The following is an 18,967-nucleotide window of genomic DNA, read 5'->3' on the forward strand; positions in this document are numbered from 1 at the left end:
ATATTAGCAGAATTATTAAGAAAGAGTAATTGTAAGATATTAGGTGATGGAAGTAATAAGCAATATGTTTATTCAAAACAAAAGTCCTGACTAGAATAAATAATTTCTATGTCAGGACTTCATTTTTTCCAAGGAGGTTTGGTTTGGGCTATTTCATAATTTGAAGGAAAACAAAAATTAATTTATTTATGTAAAAAAGTGCTACCCTACAAGAAACACCTTTCACACACATCTTAATCTTCTTATGCTATTCAACAAGCTTCAGCTATCTATTGACATTAATTCCTGAAGGAAACTCTCGTACAACTCACCACGTTCGTATCGATTCAAATAATCAATCATTGTTTCTAAAGTCCCAATCCTTAATGCTGATTCTATGTTTGAATAATTTCCTCCTTCAATATTCGTCCTCTTTAACTTTTCTACTTCAAGCATACGCTTGGATAATTCTTTAAAACCCCTTAACGAAATTTCCTCTTTATACTCAAATTCCCTAATTAGATTAGTGTTTTCTAACTGGTTTTTATATGTATCAATCAACTCTTCATTATAACGCTCTGCCTCATCGTATCTTAGTTGATCGGGACCAAACCGGAATTTTGTTCTCCATTTTAAAAATGTCTTATCTGGAACACCTAATTCTTGCGCTCCCTCCCATTTACTCACATTTCTTAATACGCACATTTCATACATAATATCCCTTAAACTTTTACCGTACCTTTCTTCAACTATTTCCTGATACTCTTTATTCGTCATATACATGTCCCCTTACCAACAACATTTTAGCATCATAATCAAACAACATTTAAAGTAAATAAATCCATAATCATGATTGGTCCTTCGTTTGTACTCCCTTTATTTATTTCTTCAAATCCAAACGATTCATAGAATCTCACTAATCTTTCTATATTTTTTCCTCTATCTGCTTCACTTTGATTCCCAATAGGTGGGGATGCTTGCAAAACAACAAAATCTGCTCCCAACACTGTCCAATAGGATAGTAACTTCTCCATGGCCAGCGTCCCTATTCCCGTTTGCTGATACTGGTCTTCAACATTTATCGAATTTAGAAGAACACCTCTACCTTGCATCTCTTCTTCTAATATATCTTTTAATCCAACCATCAGTTTATACTCATCGCCTGAAAAGCTGTCTGCAATATCCATTACATCTGACCAAGCCTCATACAGACTAAAGTTATAGAATGAAAAACTGGAGCTACCAACTACTTCATTAGAATCGGTGTTAAAACAATAGTTCTTAATTGAAGTAGAAAATTGAATTACACCTGTTTCTTCATCCAAAGTAGATGAATAATCTATATCAATGTATTGGTAATCATCTTCTTTCTTACCTGAACTATTATTGTTTAACTCTTCAGCTATTATTATTTCTACTACCTTATCAATGATAATTTGCTTCTCTTTATTGAATTTTGTTAGATCTGCTTTATCCCATTGCATGCCAAACATCTTATAAGACTTCAAAATGTTATCTAATAGGTACCATTCTCCTTTTTGCATAGAGAGAATCAAGCCCGTTAATTGATTTGTCATGTATTTATTAATGGTTTTCATATCCGATTCCGTCAAATTCCCTTTGCTATGGATAGTTTCAACCGGTCCATTTCGAAAGGCAAAATGGACAATTGCCTTAGCCAAAACTTCCGCTAGTGCTGGATCCTTCATTTTATTCAGAGATTTAATATTTAACTTTTTATCCTTTAAGATGATCTTGGCCATTTCATAATCACTTTCTTTTATTTTCTTCTACCTCCATTTCATATAGACTAAGTTATTTTCGAAAAAATGAAAGATATAACAGTCACTTACTGATCACTTTCTATTGTTTAAGGCAAGATACTAAACCTTATGTAACCACTTAAATTCCAGAATTTAAAAGACAAAAAGTTAACCTTTTTACAGGTTAACTTTTTTTAGTGTTACCATACTTTATTCTGAGTATTTCCTTTATTAGCAGAAGGTTTAAAATAACCTTCTGTCCCATTTTTATTATACCAATCGAAAGTCATCGATCGTAAAGCAGCATTGACATAAATTCACTTAAAAATCCTCGATTGTAGTCTGATATTGTTCCTTCATTTTTTCAATAGCTCTAATTTTATCCGAATAAACAAGCTCAAACTTGCCTTTAAAATCTTCCATGTCACTTGACAGTTTCATTACAGGAATTAGGCTTTCAAGATGTTCCCTTAAAAATTTTAATCCTTTTTCTTCTGAAAGGTATTGATGTATACGATGTTTTCTATACCAACGATCCTTTTCACTATTGTAAATTAAAGGATTCATATTATCTAATTTATCCCATACATTTGGTGGTAGCATATCGTAGACATATTTACGAGTGAATCCTGCAAAATATCTAGGGCGTCTTGAAGATGTAGGATCATATGGAAGATTATATAAGCGAAACAACTGTTCAAAGTAATCACGTCGAAATTCTCGAGAATAGGGACGCAGTTCCTCAGAAATGAATTGCTCTAGTAGGATTTGAAGTTCATCCTTACCTCTAATATCCTGATAATTTGTTGCTTCATCAATTAGAGCTGTAATACCAACCCTTGCTAAGGATCTTAACAAAATTTTTGCTTTATCTAAGACATGTTGCTGGTTGGCTGTAATTAAGCCCTCTTTTTCAGCTTCCATGTAAAGGTCACAAATCATAGGAATTGTATTTGCGTCATACCATTTTCCTGTCTTTCCATTAAATTGTGCTACTTCAAATGGCATTATTGATTCGAGATAGTGCGGATACTTTTCAGTTAATAGCGTAGCTAATGTTTTAGATCCTATTATTGGAGGGAAACCTTCAATCCTCGTTTCTCCCTTTCTTGATCTATCAAGAGCTTTAAATAGACTGGTATCCTTAATTACTCTTCTTCCATCATTTAATACTGAACAAGTTAATATTGTATCACCGATATTTAAATCGGATTCATTTACAATAGCACGAGGTATTTCAATGAATTTACTAAAGTCTAAGAATTCTTTCTTTGCATCAACTATTTCCTGTTGGTCTTTGTTAAAGAAACATTCACCATTGTCATGGATCGCTGCATAGACTTTTTCTTCTTCAACCAAGAAATAACCAACCTTTTTTGCATGAGGCATTTTCAGGCATTTTTCTACAAACTGATTTTTCTCCATAATAACTGCCCACTCCATTCGGTCCGTTTTTTTATTACACTCTTACTATTATGGGACCATTATAACAAATACACATGATTAGGTCCAACTTTTATTAATTATTATAAAAAAGACGGACCAAACATCCCTCGTAACAAAGATAAACCAGTGCCCCGTACTCACAAAAAAACCGCCACTTTAGGCGAGCGAAGGTAACCGCAATAATCCTGCTTTCGTATATTCCATAAACTTAACTTTAGTCTCAAACGGCACTATAAAAATAAAATCGGTACTCTCTTGCAATCTCTTAGCCTGGTACCCTCTTTCCCTATCATTCTCAGGAACACCAAGCACCATAATCCCAAGAGCCTTACCATCATAATCACTAATCAACCTTCCAAATTCATTTTTACGAAAGCCAGTAACTAGCACGTCAGCATACTGATAATTGATACACTTCAACCAGATTGACTACGGCTTCCTGTTTCGTATTTAGAATTTTTCTTCTTCAAAACGATCCCTTCAAGTGACTGTTCCTTCGTTAGCTCGAAAAGGGCACTACCATTACCTTCAACAAACTGTGATTTTGAGAGTAAGTCAGTATCAGTCTCAATGATCTCCGCAAGTAATTCCTTACGCATCAATAATAGCAGGCTGGTTGTTGATTCTCCGAGATGAAGTAGTACATCAAAAACTACATAACTAATGCGGCAATGGGATCTTATAGACTGAGAACGGCTCATCACTCTGCGTCAAAGTACGGCTTCCAATCCTCATTAGTTACGATCAGTTCTCCGTCTAGAACAGTGCCTGGTGTAATACTTACTAGGGAAACTAACTCAGGGAATTTTGATGCAACTTCGTTCTGAGGTACAAGGGGACTATAGACATTGTTCCAAAAAATGTACCGATGCTATCCAAATTTAATAAAACACCTTCGAGTTAAAGGTGTTTGTTGGCATTATATAAGAAGCAAGTTATATTAGATCATCATTTTTATTTTTAAAGTAATTATAGACATTTATTGGTGGTAAAATAACCGGTGGAATACCTGACTGTGAGGTAAAGCTTGTGATAAAAGCTCTCAAATAAGGTAGTAAAATTGCCAGTGCATTAAACTCAAAATCTTCAATACTCACATTCTCGCATTCAAAATATCCAATTATTGTTGTCTTTAGATAAAATGGTGCTTCTCCATTCATAAAGTACTCATCAAATAATTGACATGTTAACTCAAGATTTGCTTTATCCTTATTTTCTGATAAAATTGCATTTGCACTAAAATTAAACTCAAGTTCAAACTCACCAGGTTCTACATAATTTCTTCTGAAAATTGTTTCTTCAATTATGAAATCATTGAACTTTAACGCACTCTTTAATTCACTCATAAAATACCTCTTTTAGAAAGATTAATAGATTTTTTAACTAGCGAAAGAATAACTCCTAGGAGCATATTCTTCTGTTTTTCCAGAACCGATTTTAGACTCCAAAGTGTAATTACCTTGCAATTTAAAATTCATATCTTCCTTATGATAAGAATCTCTTATTGTAATTTCCCCGTTACCTTCTTTAACGTTAAAGCCTGAGTTTAAAAGTTTGGCTAAAATCTCTTCTTTAGATAAGCCAGAGAATGATTCTCTAATCTCTTTTCTGATGTTAGACATTATGACACCTCATTTTTCGGTTATATTATTTGTTTTTGTTTTATAATTCCATTATGTTTCACACACAGTTCAATACCATTAGCAAAACGAGAGAATAATTTTCTATCATCTTGCCTGTCAATTTCTTGAAAAGTGTAGGTAAACGCTCTTACTAAGAGTATACCCCTCAAATCACATAAATAATCTAAAACTTTTCCTTCAAGGGCACTTTTTTCTTCATCTAAATCTATTCCGTTTTCTACCATTATATTAATTAATTCATCTCTTGCCTCATAAAAGTCTTTAGTGTCGTTACTATATGGGTGTGTTATATCGAAGAATTTCCCATCTGGAACATCTATAACAACTTCTAATACTTCTATAGCCAATCCAAATCTGAATATTGCCCAGCTTCTTGCCATGGATTCCTTCTCTTCAAAGAAATAGGTTCCTTTACCCAACCAGCCTATTTTATGACTTACGATAAAATTTGTCTTTTCTATTCTTTTTGCAACAGATCTTTTAGTCCCATGATACCCAACAAATAACGGCATTTCCTTACCTCATAATTCTATGTTATTATTGACAGATTTTAGAACTTTAGTCAGTACTCTTCTTATTTATTCTACATAACTAGTTAATTACCTTCAACAACATAGTCCTATTTACTGCTAAAATTAGATAAAATTTACAAACTTGATATTTGTGAGTTCTCCTACTTATATTATTTATATATCTAAAACAATAAATTGGTGCCACTGATTAAATTTGCATCACCTTTGTCCGAAAGACTAAGAAAGATAGAACTCCCTCTAAACTCCCTCTCCCCCAAAATAATCCTTATTAATCCGCTTCACAACAAACCTCTTACATTCCAAAACACCGAGACCATATTCAATCATGAGTTGAACTAACCACTCTCCGTCTATTAACGCAATCTTTTTATTGATGTTCTGAACATAGTCTTTTGCTTCAGTTGAGAATTTAGACGTCGTAATAAACACACCTTTTTTGGCCCTCTGCCCTTCTAAGCTTCCTGCAAAAGCTTGTATATCAGGTCTGCCTATCGTGTTGTTCCATCTTTTGGCTTGAATATAGATGGTTTCCAATCCAAGTTTATCTTCTTTAATGATTCCATCAATTCCCTCGTCTCCTCTTCTTCCAATTGCTTGTCCAACATCTTCTTTGGTGCCACCGTACCCCATGGCTAGTAATAGATCAACCACCATCTCAAGGAATTCGGGTGAACACTCTTTGATCATTCTTAGTAATTCAGTCGAGAGTTCCTCTCGCATGCGGTGGTAGCTCTTTTCTAGTATCTCTTCTGGTGTATCATTTTCTGTAATCTGAAAAGTTGTAGTTGAGCTCTCTTCTAGGAGTTCTTGATCCGAAATCGAGCTGAATTGGTTCTGTTCATCGAATTCCAAAGGGTAAACGTTAATGAGATTAGGATTCGATGCTAATACTTCTCGTCCACGCTTAGTGATGACATACCTAGCCTTAGAAACAGTTCTTATTAATCCACCTTTTTCTAAGTAGGTCTTTGCCCATCGAACTCGATTATTAAATTTCCTTTCTGCCCCACTTGGTAGTAATTCATTTTTATCAGCTTCACTTAATCGAATGTCTTCTGCTAGTTGTCGATAAAGATCTTTCAACAAATGTACTTTTCCATCCTCTAGAATTTTTAATATAGGTAACATAAGTGCTTGAGAATCAGGTACGGCCACCATTTAACCTCCTTTCCATTATTTTTCCAAAAAATTATTAGGACTCTATTACATCCGGTCTATCTAATTAATCTAAAACCATACTAGCTTGTGCTGCCACTTTCCTGTAATAGCCCACTACTGCTGGAAAACTACTAAATTCTTTCCTCATCTCCCGAAACGTAACACCCCTCTTTCCTCTCACCATTTTCAATTCCAGTGAATATTCATGACAGTTCAACGGGTTGGCACCAAATGTTTTCATATAGAATTCATAAGCCTCAGCAGGACTATGTGCAAAGATAAAAACGAAAACATCTGAGTTCTTTTTCATTGAGTAGATATTAATAGGTTTAATGCCTAATAGATTTTGTTGAATCAACTCCTTTACTATTTGGTGATCGGCCTGATTCAAATCTACTTTCGATGCATCATCCGTTAAGGAAAGCTTGCCAACCGCTAGTAAGTGGTAGATGTAATGGGCTATGGCTGATTCTTCATATTCTAGACTGGCCTGATATAATTCCTGCACCATCATGTGTGTTCACCTCATCATTCTTTCTTATAGGGAAGTAGTTGACGCTGAATTAAGCAACATGATCCTTTAGATTCTCAATGGCTCCTGTATGTTCGTTATACTTCACTGTGATCGTTCCAACAGGGCCGTTGCGGTTTTTGGAGACAATAATTTCGAGGGCTGAGTCGTCGGAGTCCTTGTCATAATATTTCTCACGGTATAAGAACAAGATGACATCCGCATCTTGTTCCACACTTCCAGATTCACGAATATCTGACATCATGGGGCGTTTATTGGCTCTCGTTTCTACTGAACGGTTTAATTGAGCTAGACAAATGACAGGGCATTCGAAATCCTTCGCCATTGTTTTTAAGCTCTTGGAAATTTCAGTTACTTGCAAGTGCATATTCCCTCCATAGATTTGACTAGCTTGAATAAGGGTTAAGTAATCAATAAAAATAACAGGTTTCTTGTTTGGATGTTGGTTCATGATTTTGCGCGTTTTCGCTCTCATTTCAGCGACCCTTTGCCCAGCACTATCGAAGATCTGGATATTGGTTTCATTCAGATTCCCGATGACCTCTGACCATTTATCCTTTTGGCTTTGAGTTAGCATCTTTTTTGGATTTCGCATTTTGGTGCGATTGAACCCTCCTGTGGAAGCAATCAGCCTTGAGGTAATTATCGTTCCGGCATTTCTAAAGAGAAGATGATCGGTACATCCCCTGCCCACCCTGTAGATTTTGCAAAATGGAGCATGACATCTGTTTTTCCCATGGAAGGCCTTGCCGCAACAACGATTACCTCCCCGTCCTGAAAGCCTCCAGTAATGTCATCAAGTTTTTCAATCCCAGTTGGCGCGTTCTTTACTTCCTCTTGATCCTCCCACGGAGCAGAATAGATGGCTGATAGTACCTGTTCGATGGATGAGTGATCATTGATTCTAAGCTGGTTGATTTTATCCAGTTCTGCTATGACTCTTGAAATCTCCCAATCATTCACAGCAGCAATCTTTAGGATATTATTCTTCTCACGCTCCTTCCAAACCTCAATCAAAGTTTCTTCTAGTACCTCAAACTTTTCGATATCTGCGTACGATAACACTTCAGCTAGGTATGATACCCCACCATAGGCATTAAAGTCAGTTAATGTCGTGATGGTGATTAAATCTGCACTTTTACCATCCTCAATTAATTGAATCATCGTATACATTAATTGTTGATGAATAGCACCCTCTAGCTGCTCGGGACGAATGACTGTATCCTTGATTAAGTAATTAGCTTTCATCAAACTTCCTAGAAACGTCTTTTCTGCTATACTCACCAATCTTCACCAGCCGTTACATCTAGTTTGAATTCCTTTGGTAGATCGGAGCCTACCTGTTCCACTAGCTCCGTACCCCGCTTCTTCTTCTCGTTAATTGTTTCAACTTCATCTAACGTCAAAACTGATTCATTTTCCCAGTTTTTGAGGATCCCAACCACATAATTAAGTCTCCTAACACCACTAGAACACGCTATCTCCAAGGCTTTTAATATCATTTCCTTTGGATTTAAAAAGCTAGAATCATATAACCACAACAACAGTTGTTGCTTAGCATTTACATTCGATAAACCAAAACCATTTTGATCCCAAAACTCAATAATCTCTTTGATGTCTTCTTTCTTGGAGCTCTCTCTATCTAGATCAAACTCAATACCAAGTTCAAGAGCTTTTTGTTGTTGTTTTTCTTTATGTTTATATTTATGTTTTTCTTTATGCCCACGTATCGTAAATAGGTCCCTAGACGAATCGGGGGACGACTCGTCATCTTCCAGGAATTCATCTAATTCAACCTCTTCCATTTTGTTGCAAAAAGATTCATAGACAGCTAAAATATCTTCCTTCTCCACGCATTGCGCCACATAGGCAATAAGAGAAACATCCTCGACATCCTTTAACTCAGATAAAATACAATCCATAACCGGCTTTCCACCCTTTTGCAGGTTATACCTCCCCCAGTTTTTAATGGCGATCTCTCTCGTATCAGGATTGTACCGGATCAGCTCATGATGCTCGATAAATCGATTCATCAACGACTCCACACTCTCAATCGAATACCCCATATCAAACGCCATTTGCTTTTTCGTAATCTTATAAATTCCAATCTGCGTCGTATGTGGATTCGTCAGAAGATATAAGAAAAAATACCGATCCTCTGGAGTCATCTCCTCGGAGAACATTGGGTTAAGCCAAAAATCTGTTCGAACTATTCTGTATTTGTATTTTGCCATTAAAATCACAACCCTTTCGAATAAAAGTGCCTTCATATTCTATATAGTGATTAAATGGATAAAAGGGGTTAAGGGTTTAAAAAAAATTTAAACAGCAACAAATCACCTAGCACATATTTGTGTAGGTGATTTGTTTAATAAAGTCTTATTAAGAATGGACCAGCAGGTAGTTTTACTATAGCCACTAACTATACAAGGGGCGTTATATTTTAAATTTCTTCACTTAATCCTGTAGATTGTCCCTAACATAGCACATTAAAGTGTAGGTGATTCCTATTGTTCCTTAATTATAAGTTTTTCAACTTCCTCTTTACTTAATCCAGTAGCCTCAATAATAGTTTCTAAGCTAACGTTAAGTTTTATTAGTTTTTCCGCAACTTCATGTCTTTCCTCTATTTTAGCCTTTTCTCTTGCTTTATTTAACAGGTACTGACCCAAGACTGTATCTTCGATTGATAATCCCACTTGCGATCCCTCCCTTTCAACTAATGGTTCTATTTCTTGTATCAAGGCAATCTCTTCTTCATATGGCATTATTATAATCTTATCAATGAATAAAAATAACTTACTAATATTTTCTTTTTTAATACTTCCCTCCTTCATTTTATCTTGAAAAAGGATCCTCATCAAATGTCGTTTAAAGTGATACTTCATATCCTTATTTTTCTTACTCCTAATGGCGTATAATCCTGCTAAAACCGCCAATGCAAACGGATTTTGTGATTGTAAAAGTGTGGTCTCAGATTGAGAAGCAATACTGAAGGTATTATAGTTGTAGGTAACTTTTGTTTCGAGAAATTCGTAGAAATAATGATTTTTGTTGTAAGAGGCGCGTTCCTCTGTGAAAAGCGCTATGGCATAAACCGGCTGGTCATACAAATCCATAATTCGATAGAAGGATTGAAACATTCGTTTTGGAAAATCCTTTCTATAATCTCCTTGAACCTCAATATGAATATATACCCATTGCTCGTTACCATCCTTCAAATGTAACTTGACTAATTTGTCTGAGGTTCTCTTGTTGCTGTTGGATTCTGGAATGATCGTTAGAAGTTCTTGTTCGAGGAACTCTGGTTGGACTGAAAAGTCTACCCGTTCGTACAAATCAGGAGAGAAAAACAGTAGAAATTCTTCAAATAGTGAAGTAATGACATCCTTCCACAGATAGTCATAATCTGGATTATTCAATTCATCAACACCTTTCTTTAACTTACACAATATATTCAATAAGGTTTTATAAATTCCTCCCTAGATTAACCCCCCACAAATATAAAATGTGGGTGGCTGTTTGGGATTTCTAAATATATTTTGTATTTTTCCATTTACCTTCTTAAAACTTCGCTTTTAATACTCTCATCCTCAACCAATTGCTTAATCAACTGATCAATCCGTTCAATCTCAATACTTGAATTCCGCCACCAGCTTCGACTCCATATACGAGTAACCTTCCACCCTTTAGACTCAAGGAACCTTTGTCGATATACGTCTCTTTCTTTCGCAGATGCATGAGTATGTACATTAAGTAACTCTGTCCATCGTAGTATAAAGAATATTTGGTTACGGTTGTAATTTCCCCATTTTAATATATCTTCATTATTTAAATGCCTTTCCACCTATATCTCTCCTAAAATAATATTGACATTTTTAATGTTAGTGTATATAATCGACAAGAATAAACATATAATATACCGATAAATAAGGAGCCCCATGGTCTTGAGGAATTTTCCCAACCCATGGATCGCTCCTTTTATTATACAATAAAAAGGAATGTATGTTCGTTATTAATTAATTTTTTCTTTTGTTTATTATGCCACTACCTAATAGTACATAAAGGGGACTTTGTTCCAAGTCAAGAAAGACCCAGAGGGACGATTCTAGCGGTTTCTTTATTTACTAAAGAACCACCAGAACCGCCCCTCGGTCCTCAAAGGAAACTTCCCCCATCTGCCTTGCCGCTATTTGTGGTTCAGTCACCTAATCCTATTTAAATGTTAAAAAGTTATTAAAGAGGGGTATCCCCCTTCACTCACTACTGATCATTTGTGCTATTTTTATAGTCTGTATCTCTTTTTGAACATTGTTTATTGACGTAATACTACTCTTGGATCGTTGAGCCAATTCATTAGGTAGCTTTCTAATCTCCTCTATAGAAGCATCTAAATCTTTTTCTAAAGTTTTATTTATATTTGCCCCAATTTCAGAACTGTCTTCATTTCCTTTCCAGAACTGAATAGCATTTAGCGCATTTCCCCCCATTTCCTGTATCGAATTTATATATCTCTTACATTCCAAAACACCAAGACCATACTCAATCATTAGTTGAACTAACCATTCTCCGTCTATTAAAGCAATCTTTTTATTAATATTCCGAACATAGTCTTTTGCTTCATTTGAAAACTTTGATGTTGTAATAAACACACCTTTTTTGGCCCTCTTCCCTTCTAAGCTTCCTGCAAAAGCTTGTATATCAGGCCTTCCTATCGTATTGTTCCACCTTTTGGCTTGAATATAGATGGTATCCAATCCAAGTTTATCTTCTTTAATGATTCCGTCAATTCCCTCGTCTCCTCTTCTTCCAATTGCTTGTCCAGCATCTTCTTTGGTGCCACCGTACCCCATGGCTAGTAAGAGATCGACCACCAGCTTTTAAGGAATTCGGGTGAACACTCTTTGATCATTCTTAATAATTCAGCCGAGAGTTCCTCTCGCATACGGTATTAGCTCTTCTATAGTATCTCTTGATGTATCATTTTTCTGTAATCTGAGAAGTTGTATTTGAGGTCTCTTCTAGGAGTTCTTGATCTGAAATCGAACTGAATTGGTGCTGCTCATAGAATTCCAAAGGGTAAACGTTTATTAAATTAGGATTCGATGCTAATATACGATAAGAAACGTAGTGAAGGTAAGCTTTTTAAAGTAGCTGTAATTGCAAGTGCAAACAAACTATTACAATGGATATTTGCCCTGTTAAAAAACAAAACCACTTTCCAAGATCATGCATAATAACTAAACTTATCAAGACAATGAAAAAACCTTCCAGAATAATGATAAAGGAAGGTCATTTGGCATGCATATTTTTAGTATATCATGATAGATTTTAAGATTTCATTGAAGAATGTTAGACGCTGCAAACATAATGATTAAGAACTATTATACAATATCCATTAAGACTTGTTGATTCAATAAGTAGTGCTCTATTGAGACAAGCTTATTATATCACCGTTGGAATCCACACCTATTTTTACATTTCCAAACGTGACAATTGCTTCGCGGCTGTTTACAATCTCTTCCATTCCTTTATCCATTTTTTCAGAGAAAAATAGATTAAGCGCCTCTTTACCTCTTTTTAGAGCAAGTTCTTTTGTTATTTCATTTTTAAAATAAAACGAAGGCTTATACTTATAACTAAGAGAAAATGAGTCTATCACTCCTCGCTTAGCATCAATAACTAATTGAGCCACTTGACCACTATTAGTCCCTAGTTCGTTAAAGTTCAACGTAAGAGTGGACTCATTCAAATTAATAAAATCTACATTCATTGTACTAAATTCATTGGATAGATAGTAAAGATGACTGAGGATCGTGCTAATGTCACTAAGTAGTTCGTCGTTTCCTTCAAAGTTGATGATCTCTGGGTGCTGTGAAATAACTTTCATAGTATCATGAACCGAAGTAAGCTTATATTCTTCTAGGTGATAATCAATAGAACTGTTACGAGTCACATCCTCTGCTTGGAAAGTCAAGAACAAAAGAAATGCGAGGGCTAGAGCCGCTAATGAACTGGCGAACGTTAAGATGTACTTCCACCGTCTTGTTTCTTTCTGCCGTTTTACTAGTTGATTGGATAATACTTGTAAAAACTCCCTGCGTGGTAATTCTTCGCTAATCACCTCTTGTATGACAGAACTCATTTGATTTTCGTTAGACACATTCATCCCGGCTCTCTCCTAACCACTCATTTTTTAATGCTTCTATTTCTAACATTTTTAAAGCACGATGATATGTAGTTTTTACTTTTGATTCGGACCAGCCTAGTATTTCAGCTGTCTCTTTTACACTTAAATCTTTTAATGACCTTAAAATAATAACCATTCGATATTGTGAACTTAGCTTTAATAGTTCCTTTTGAATGACAAACTTCAGCTCTTTTTGTGCAAACTCTTCTTCTGGGTGGCCATCCCTTGATTTCACTTCATCACTATGTATGGAAAATAAACTAGTAAACTTTTTCTTCCGATAATGTGAGATAGCTTTATTCCGTGCAATGGTTAAAATCCACGCCTTTATCGTTCCTTGATGGTTGTATCGGTCCATTGACTTCATAACCTGTAAAAATACGTCCTGAGTTAAATCCTCAGCTTCAGTTACAGACCCTGTAAAAAATCTTAAAAAACGATATACATCATTTGTGTAAAGACTATATATATTCTCCAATTCCCTTTGGTCCAAGATGCGCCCTCCTTCCATTTCGACTATATAACGCTTAGGTGGATAAAAAGGTTACAAATGCGCAAAATTTATTCAGAAAAACCTGGCTAGTGTTTCCTATACTCGAGGAACCTTTGAAGAAATCCGCTCTCTCAACTGCTGCACAGACAAATTAACTCCATCTTCCTTACGATGTAGCATCGCATGACATTCGACGAAAAAATGACCAATAGTAGACGAGTTGTAAGAAATAACAAAACAGCCCGCATGTTTGTACAAGCCATGGAGACTGCAACGATAAAAGGATAAGTTAAAAGGATTACTATTTTATTTCTAAGAGACAATAATATGTTGATAAATGGTATAATGAAAAGTAAAAGGAGGGATTACTATGGAGAAACTGTTAATAGAGATCTTAGGTAAATTAAATTCAATAGAAACAAAAATTGATACTCTTGAAAGTGGTCAAAAGGATATTAAAGAATCGGTTCACCGTATCGAATTAAGTCAACCACAAGATATTGTCGCCTTATTAGAGAGAATGAATAAAACTCTAGAGAACAAAACCGAAGTGTTAAACAAACGTGTGTTCAACGTAGAAACTGAAATTGAGCGCTTAAATAGACAATAAATATGAATTCACTATACCTAGCATTTATATATTGTTCTTTTTTTGCCATCTGATACATAGACACGTAAGTTCTTCATTTACTAGATTAAGGCAAGTAAGGTTAAAACCCTCAATTCCATCTACTTCTAAAAAACTTCTATTATTTTCTATCGTTTCATAAGTTTGAAAACCATTTTTCTTTTTTGCTCTTTTCTACATTGTTGTTTTCAATCCTTTACTCTGGAAATCCGCCCCTATTTAATATGATATAACTGTAAAATAGAGCCTTCTTTTTTTAGTATGCAGAGCAGTAAATATAAACCCGAACTATAGGTTAAAGATTCATTAGAACCTCTCCTGATAGTTCGGGTTTATCATTGACGGAAAGTAATTATGTATCATTCTCTATGAGATTATATACCTTGATCTCAAACCCATCGTCTAAGCATACGTTGAGTTGTTAAATTCAATTAATAAAACAGAAAAAGAATACCTTGTCCCAATAGATAAGGACAAAGTCCCTTTCCCTATTGTCCCTCCTTATTCCCAAATATAATGGTTAATTCATAGTTTTATATTTCTTTCTAATCTACCAACCTAATACTCTTCAAAGAAATCGCAATGAGCGCATTATATATACAGATTATTCCTTAACTACTCTTTTTTTTCATTCTACATGCATAGCTACAATATATTTGATTATGCGAATTTGCAGTAAATTTTTTATTACAATTTGGTTGAGCGCAGTATAAAGAAACACCAATTCTGTTTTTTTTACATGTAGCTAATAATTTATCGATGGAGCTTAAAAAGAATTCAACTTCTTTTCGTTTCTCAATAAAGGAATATGAAGCATCCTCATAGATTTTTTTGAGGATCGTATAAGAATCAAATTCACTTTGAAAAACCAAAATATACTTTGAGCCCAACTCATTTGTTGATTGATAGATCTTTCCACCATGCAAGTTATAAACTTCTATGCATTTTCGATTTATCCAGGTTAGAAATGACTTAGATCCAGAATATAATCTCACTTTCACCTTTCTTTTTTGACCATCTTTTACTACATTATAATTACCATCACCATCTAAAGTTCCTCTTAAAAAGTCAGAGAAAAATACATTAGGAATATTTATTTCATTCATTATATATGTCTTATTAGAAGTAATACCGACAGCTAAGCAAAAATCATATAAGGGATAACTAGTAAATTGAACCTGATAGTGGTCAAATATTTTCCCATTGAATTTAGGGGTAAGGTGGTTTGCATAATGTGTTCTTCCTGTAATACCACTTATAATCTCAATCAGATTATCAATAAATTCCTTACTATAACTTGAGATTTTAAATTGCTTTCTATTTTTTCTAAGCGTACCATCAGTAGCAATAATGCCCAGTAAGTATGCTATTTCCTTTGTCCATGTAATGAATTCTAGTTCATTTTGAACTTGTTCAATATTAGCACCTAGCCTTTTAGCATTGACATAACCCATGTGTGTTCTTGAACAATAATTTTTTTCTTTTAACTCACTTGGAATTACTTCAATCTTTTTTCCACACCATGCACATTTTGTCTCTATTCTTTTTCTTCTAGCTGACGAATTGTACACACCTACGCATCTATTAGAACAAAACTTCCTTTTAACATTACTTAATGCCTTTGAACATATCAGACACTTTTTCATATACAGACACTCCATTTTACATTACTGGATGCTTTAAATATAAACGCAACCGTATGGGCTATATTGCCTATCTAATTGTTATGGTATAATTAGAAGTGTTCTTTTTTCTTTTTCTCTTTAACTTCCTCTTTCCATCTAGCAATCTTCTGTTCTCGTTCCCATTCATCTGACCAAACTTTTTTTACCTTCCCACAATACTCGCAAATAAGATAGGTTCGAAAAGCCCCACCTGGAACCTCACTAAAAACAACATATTCTTTATCTTTCTCCAAATAACGATGTTTGCATCTATTTTTAAAGAGCCACTTCCACATTCCAAATCTCCTTTACTCCTCTTCATCCTTCATTAACTTCCAATTAACGTAGATATCAATGGCAAGCATAAGAGCTCCTGCCAGTGTTGAAACAACCAGAAAGTTGATCCTGTTTCTGAAAAACAGGAGTAGTACGCTTTTGCTAATTGGGTCAATGTTTTTTTTGGAAATTTCCTCATTGCTAGAATTGTCATCAAGGATCTTGTCAATGAAGATAAACTTTAGTCCAACTACCAATCCTATCCCTAGCCATATGCTGGTACAAATCGCAAAGTAATAAAAAGAGAACATCTTGTTCACCAACCTATAAAGGAGATTAAATTGCTCTGTCTAATTCATTTTTACCTATATATTCATTTGTGCTTAGTTCAATTTGTTCATGGCAGGTATCACATTCTCCCCAATGCTCTAAATGCTTTAAGTCTAGTGAGAATTGGTAACGGATGCTACCGATTGGGCAAGTAGGACATGTTGATAAAAAGTAAGCTTTAGGATATAACGGGTCAATCTTCACTATTTTCTTTTGTAGACACATACGCAGTACCTCCACATTTTTAATATTAGCAAGGGGATCGAACTTGTTTAAAAAGGAGACTTGTAAATTTTCCCTAATCCATAAATCTTAGATACATCCCCTACTTCCATGTTTACTAATTCCTTAGAAATCATATTAATTTTTGCATCAATGTTATCAATCATATGACAAAGATATGCTTCTAAAGTCATGGCCTCTGCTGTACTTCCCCACCCATTCGACAATGGGCCATGGTGAGCACTAATACAATTCATTAACTCATAGACTAACGTTATTTCTTCTACGGAAACCTCTCGTTGCTTGCGAATGACAACAAGTTTACGGTCAATCATTTGATTCACGATTTGAATATGACCAAGGAATTGCCCGACTAGCGAATATTCTGGTGCTGTTCCTCTTGTCATTTCCACGATTTTACCCAAATCGTGGAGTAAAAGAGCTGCATACAATTTACTACGATTGACAATTTCTTCGTACTGATTTGCAATTGATTCTGCAATTCTTAACAAAGATAAAGTATGGTAGGCTAAACCACCTATAAAGTTGTGATGCATTTTTGTAGCAGCTACCTGAACCATGAAATGCTTGCGATTCTCTTCAAATAACTCGCTTGAAATTTGATGGAGAATTGGAATATCAATAGCTTGAATATATTCTCGTATTTGTTGCTCCATTGATTCGGAAGTTTCCGGCGCACACTCTATAAAGTCGCGAACATCTCCTTCTCCTTCCTTTAGCATCCGATAAGTAGAAATCGTAATTTGTGGCTGACTATTGTATTCAGAAATTTCCCCTTTTACAAAAAGTAGGCTCCCTGGTCGGAATATATCCATAACTTGTACTTCGCTAAGCTCTCGGAAACCGTCCTTCCAGACCTTACCAATCACTACTTTTTGCTTTTTCGCTATGCTTACATTTAGGAATGGTTCATTTTTTTTCGTCTTACTCAAAGTGGCCTCTTTTATAAGGCAAGGGCCTTCAAAGGTGTCCCCAATTACAATGTCTAGTAAGCAGTTTTTAGTATTCATGTTTACTCTCCTTTTACTCAATGGACTTTATTCAAATGCGTTATGTTGAAGATCTTCGTCAATTCTTGAAAATCTATCGCGAAAGAACCTAGAGATTTCTTTTAGTTGATTATCCCCTTCCCCACCTGTTATGTTTAAGGCTTCCTTGTACTGGCGATAGGAAATCTGTTTTAAGAAGTAGAGACAAACAATCTCATGATTTCTCAATCTACTTATATCTAAATCATTCATATTACTAATAAGCTTCTGTATTTCATGAGATGGTTCTCCTAATTCGTCTGGTTCTACTTTTCTAATTAGTAGTGAGATGGGATTAGTTGGTATCTTTACCACAGACTTTTCTACTTCATATTGTTGCTGGCATAGAAGGAAGGTACATTCTGCCCAGACATCAATGACTGAACCCTCCTCAACGATGTTTCGATATTGAATGACCCCTTGATTGCAAACCAAACATGTTCCTATTGGATACCCATTATGGAGATTACTCATCCTCTTTATCCTTTTTTGGATGGACTTCTAATCCAAGTGAAGATGCAAGAGAAGAGACCAATTGAATGGTTTGCTGCTTTTTTTCTTCAAAAGCATGAACCATGTCACGTTGAGATATTTCATTTATAAGAAATAGGCTCATAATCTCAACGTTGGATAAGCTAGAAATCTCTTCACTAGTTTTTCCTTGTTGTTTTGCATTAGAAGATTTCTCATATTTAAATCTCGATAGGAATGGTGATTGTTCCAAGATACTGAAGGTATCGGTAGGGATATCAAAGGTTCCCATGCCTAGATTCACAGTATGTTTACATAGGAAGTTATCCTGACATTCAAGGTATGAAATAGTTTCACCATTCTGACCCTCCCAACTCCTAAATATTAAGTTTGATGTTTTGCACTTTGAACAGATGCATGTAACATCTCCATCCTTCAATCTCGTTTTCATTCGGCATTCTCCTCTTATGACTGCTTTTTTAATAATAGGCGCAAGTAGTTAGTAATTTTCTATTTAATGCCTACATTCTATTAATCTTTAAGCATACCCATAAACTCACTATTAGAAGTAGTCATGCGTAATTGAGTCA

Annotated in this window: 25 protein-coding genes and 1 pseudogene; 2 read left to right on the plus strand and 24 right to left on the minus strand. The window is 35.0% G+C overall.

What is annotated here, in order from left to right; all coding sequences use genetic code 11:
- Positions 1–261: 261 nt before the first annotated feature.
- The 16 genes from M1D60_RS19615 to M1D60_RS19690 all read right to left on the minus strand — a co-directional run bounded on the left by M1D60_RS19615 (position 262) and on the right by M1D60_RS19690 (position 11,928).
- On the minus strand, positions 262–756 hold the full coding sequence (locus tag M1D60_RS19615) for a hypothetical protein (RefSeq protein ID WP_456276511.1): 495 nt from the start codon (positions 754–756) through the stop codon (positions 262–264).
- 38 nt (positions 757–794) lie between these two features.
- Entirely contained in the window at positions 795–1,742 is a 948-nt protein-coding gene (locus M1D60_RS19620; protein ID WP_456276512.1) for a hypothetical protein, read from the minus strand.
- Positions 1,743–2,063: 321 nt separating this feature from the next.
- A complete protein-coding gene (locus M1D60_RS19625) occupies positions 2,064–3,167 on the minus strand; it encodes a P63C domain-containing protein (RefSeq protein WP_456276513.1) in 1,104 nt (367 codons plus the stop codon).
- Between the two features lie 177 nt (positions 3,168–3,344).
- Positions 3,345–3,608 (minus strand): hypothetical protein, encoded by a 264-nt coding sequence (locus tag M1D60_RS19630; RefSeq protein ID WP_456276514.1) that lies wholly within the window; start codon positions 3,606–3,608, stop codon positions 3,345–3,347.
- The gene (locus M1D60_RS19635; RefSeq protein ID WP_456276515.1) at positions 3,605–3,889 is read right to left on the minus strand and encodes an ATP-dependent DNA ligase; all 285 of its coding nucleotides are present in this window, start codon (positions 3,887–3,889) and stop codon (positions 3,605–3,607) included. Before M1D60_RS19635 ends, M1D60_RS19630 begins: the two co-directional genes overlap by 4 nt.
- A 234-nt stretch (positions 3,890–4,123) precedes the next feature.
- Entirely contained in the window at positions 4,124–4,534 is a 411-nt protein-coding gene (locus M1D60_RS19640; RefSeq protein ID WP_456276516.1) for a protein-export chaperone SecB, read from the minus strand.
- A gap of 33 nt (positions 4,535–4,567) precedes the next feature.
- Positions 4,568–4,810 (minus strand): hypothetical protein, encoded by a 243-nt coding sequence (locus M1D60_RS19645; protein ID WP_456276517.1) that lies wholly within the window; start codon positions 4,808–4,810, stop codon positions 4,568–4,570.
- Positions 4,811–4,830: 20 nt separating this feature from the next.
- Positions 4,831–5,343, minus strand: coding sequence for a hypothetical protein (locus tag M1D60_RS19650; protein ID WP_456276518.1), 513 nt, complete (start codon positions 5,341–5,343; stop codon positions 4,831–4,833).
- A gap of 258 nt (positions 5,344–5,601) precedes the next feature.
- Positions 5,602–6,522: a restriction endonuclease gene (locus M1D60_RS19655; protein ID WP_456276519.1), complete on the minus strand. Its 921-nt coding sequence runs from the start codon at positions 6,520–6,522 to the stop codon at positions 5,602–5,604.
- A 64-nt stretch (positions 6,523–6,586) separates the two neighbouring features.
- Positions 6,587–7,036, minus strand: coding sequence for a hypothetical protein (locus M1D60_RS19660; RefSeq protein WP_456276520.1), 450 nt, complete (start codon positions 7,034–7,036; stop codon positions 6,587–6,589).
- Positions 7,037–7,085: 49 nt separating this feature from the next.
- Positions 7,086–7,649, minus strand: coding sequence for a DnaB-like helicase C-terminal domain-containing protein (locus M1D60_RS19665; RefSeq protein ID WP_456276521.1), 564 nt, complete (start codon positions 7,647–7,649; stop codon positions 7,086–7,088).
- Between the two features lie 47 nt (positions 7,650–7,696).
- The gene (locus tag M1D60_RS19670; protein WP_456276522.1) at positions 7,697–8,338 is read right to left on the minus strand and encodes a DnaB-like helicase C-terminal domain-containing protein; all 642 of its coding nucleotides are present in this window, start codon (positions 8,336–8,338) and stop codon (positions 7,697–7,699) included.
- On the minus strand, positions 8,335–9,288 hold the full coding sequence (locus M1D60_RS19675) for a DnaD domain protein (RefSeq protein ID WP_456276523.1): 954 nt from the start codon (positions 9,286–9,288) through the stop codon (positions 8,335–8,337). Before M1D60_RS19675 ends, M1D60_RS19670 begins: the two co-directional genes overlap by 4 nt.
- Positions 9,289–9,561: 273 nt before the next feature.
- Positions 9,562–10,476 carry a hypothetical protein gene (locus tag M1D60_RS19680; RefSeq protein ID WP_456276524.1) on the minus strand — a complete coding sequence of 305 codons (915 nt, stop codon included), beginning with the start codon at positions 10,474–10,476 and terminating at the stop codon, positions 9,562–9,564.
- Between the two features lie 134 nt (positions 10,477–10,610).
- Positions 10,611–10,901, minus strand: a complete 291-nt coding sequence (locus M1D60_RS19685) for a DUF559 domain-containing protein (protein WP_456276525.1) — start codon at positions 10,899–10,901, stop codon at positions 10,611–10,613.
- A 409-nt stretch (positions 10,902–11,310) separates the two neighbouring features.
- The gene (locus M1D60_RS19690) at positions 11,311–11,928 is read right to left on the minus strand and encodes a restriction endonuclease (protein WP_456276526.1); all 618 of its coding nucleotides are present in this window, start codon (positions 11,926–11,928) and stop codon (positions 11,311–11,313) included.
- A gap of 240 nt (positions 11,929–12,168) precedes the next feature.
- On the opposite strand from M1D60_RS19690, the pseudogene M1D60_RS19695 reads away from it, so the two are divergent.
- Positions 12,169–12,291, plus strand: a pseudogene (locus M1D60_RS19695) (IS110 family transposase); the annotation flags it as partial.
- A 191-nt stretch (positions 12,292–12,482) separates the two neighbouring features.
- Here the strand turns inward: M1D60_RS19695 and M1D60_RS19700 are convergent.
- Complete coding sequence (locus tag M1D60_RS19700) at positions 12,483–13,223, minus strand: hypothetical protein (RefSeq protein WP_456276527.1); 741 nt, start codon at positions 13,221–13,223, stop codon at positions 12,483–12,485.
- Entirely contained in the window at positions 13,210–13,737 is a 528-nt protein-coding gene (locus tag M1D60_RS19705; protein WP_456276528.1) for an RNA polymerase sigma factor, read from the minus strand. Before M1D60_RS19705 ends, M1D60_RS19700 begins: the two co-directional genes overlap by 14 nt.
- Before the next feature lie 370 nt (positions 13,738–14,107).
- Between M1D60_RS19705 and M1D60_RS19710 the strand changes: the two genes are divergently transcribed.
- Complete coding sequence (locus M1D60_RS19710) at positions 14,108–14,347, plus strand: hypothetical protein (RefSeq protein ID WP_456276529.1); 240 nt, start codon at positions 14,108–14,110, stop codon at positions 14,345–14,347.
- Positions 14,348–14,976: 629 nt separating this feature from the next.
- Here M1D60_RS19710 and M1D60_RS19715 read toward each other — a convergent pair.
- The 6 genes from M1D60_RS19715 to M1D60_RS19740 form a co-directional block, all read right to left on the minus strand.
- A complete protein-coding gene (locus M1D60_RS19715; protein WP_456276530.1) occupies positions 14,977–16,011 on the minus strand; it encodes a hypothetical protein in 1,035 nt (344 codons plus the stop codon).
- Positions 16,012–16,100: 89 nt separating this feature from the next.
- Positions 16,101–16,325, minus strand: coding sequence for a hypothetical protein (locus tag M1D60_RS19720; RefSeq protein ID WP_456276531.1), 225 nt, complete (start codon positions 16,323–16,325; stop codon positions 16,101–16,103).
- 316 nt (positions 16,326–16,641) lie between these two features.
- Positions 16,642–16,860, minus strand: a complete 219-nt coding sequence (locus tag M1D60_RS19725) for a hypothetical protein (RefSeq protein WP_456276532.1) — start codon at positions 16,858–16,860, stop codon at positions 16,642–16,644.
- Positions 16,861–16,907: 47 nt separating this feature from the next.
- A complete protein-coding gene (locus M1D60_RS19730; protein ID WP_456276533.1) occupies positions 16,908–17,888 on the minus strand; it encodes a 3'-5' exoribonuclease YhaM family protein in 981 nt (326 codons plus the stop codon).
- A gap of 27 nt (positions 17,889–17,915) precedes the next feature.
- Entirely contained in the window at positions 17,916–18,380 is a 465-nt protein-coding gene (locus M1D60_RS19735; protein ID WP_456276534.1) for a hypothetical protein, read from the minus strand.
- On the minus strand, positions 18,373–18,828 hold the full coding sequence (locus tag M1D60_RS19740; protein ID WP_456276535.1) for a hypothetical protein: 456 nt from the start codon (positions 18,826–18,828) through the stop codon (positions 18,373–18,375). Before M1D60_RS19740 ends, M1D60_RS19735 begins: the two co-directional genes overlap by 8 nt.
- Positions 18,829–18,967 lie beyond the last annotated feature (139 nt).

The sequence above is a fragment of the Bacillus sp. AK128 genome (assembly GCF_053903075.1).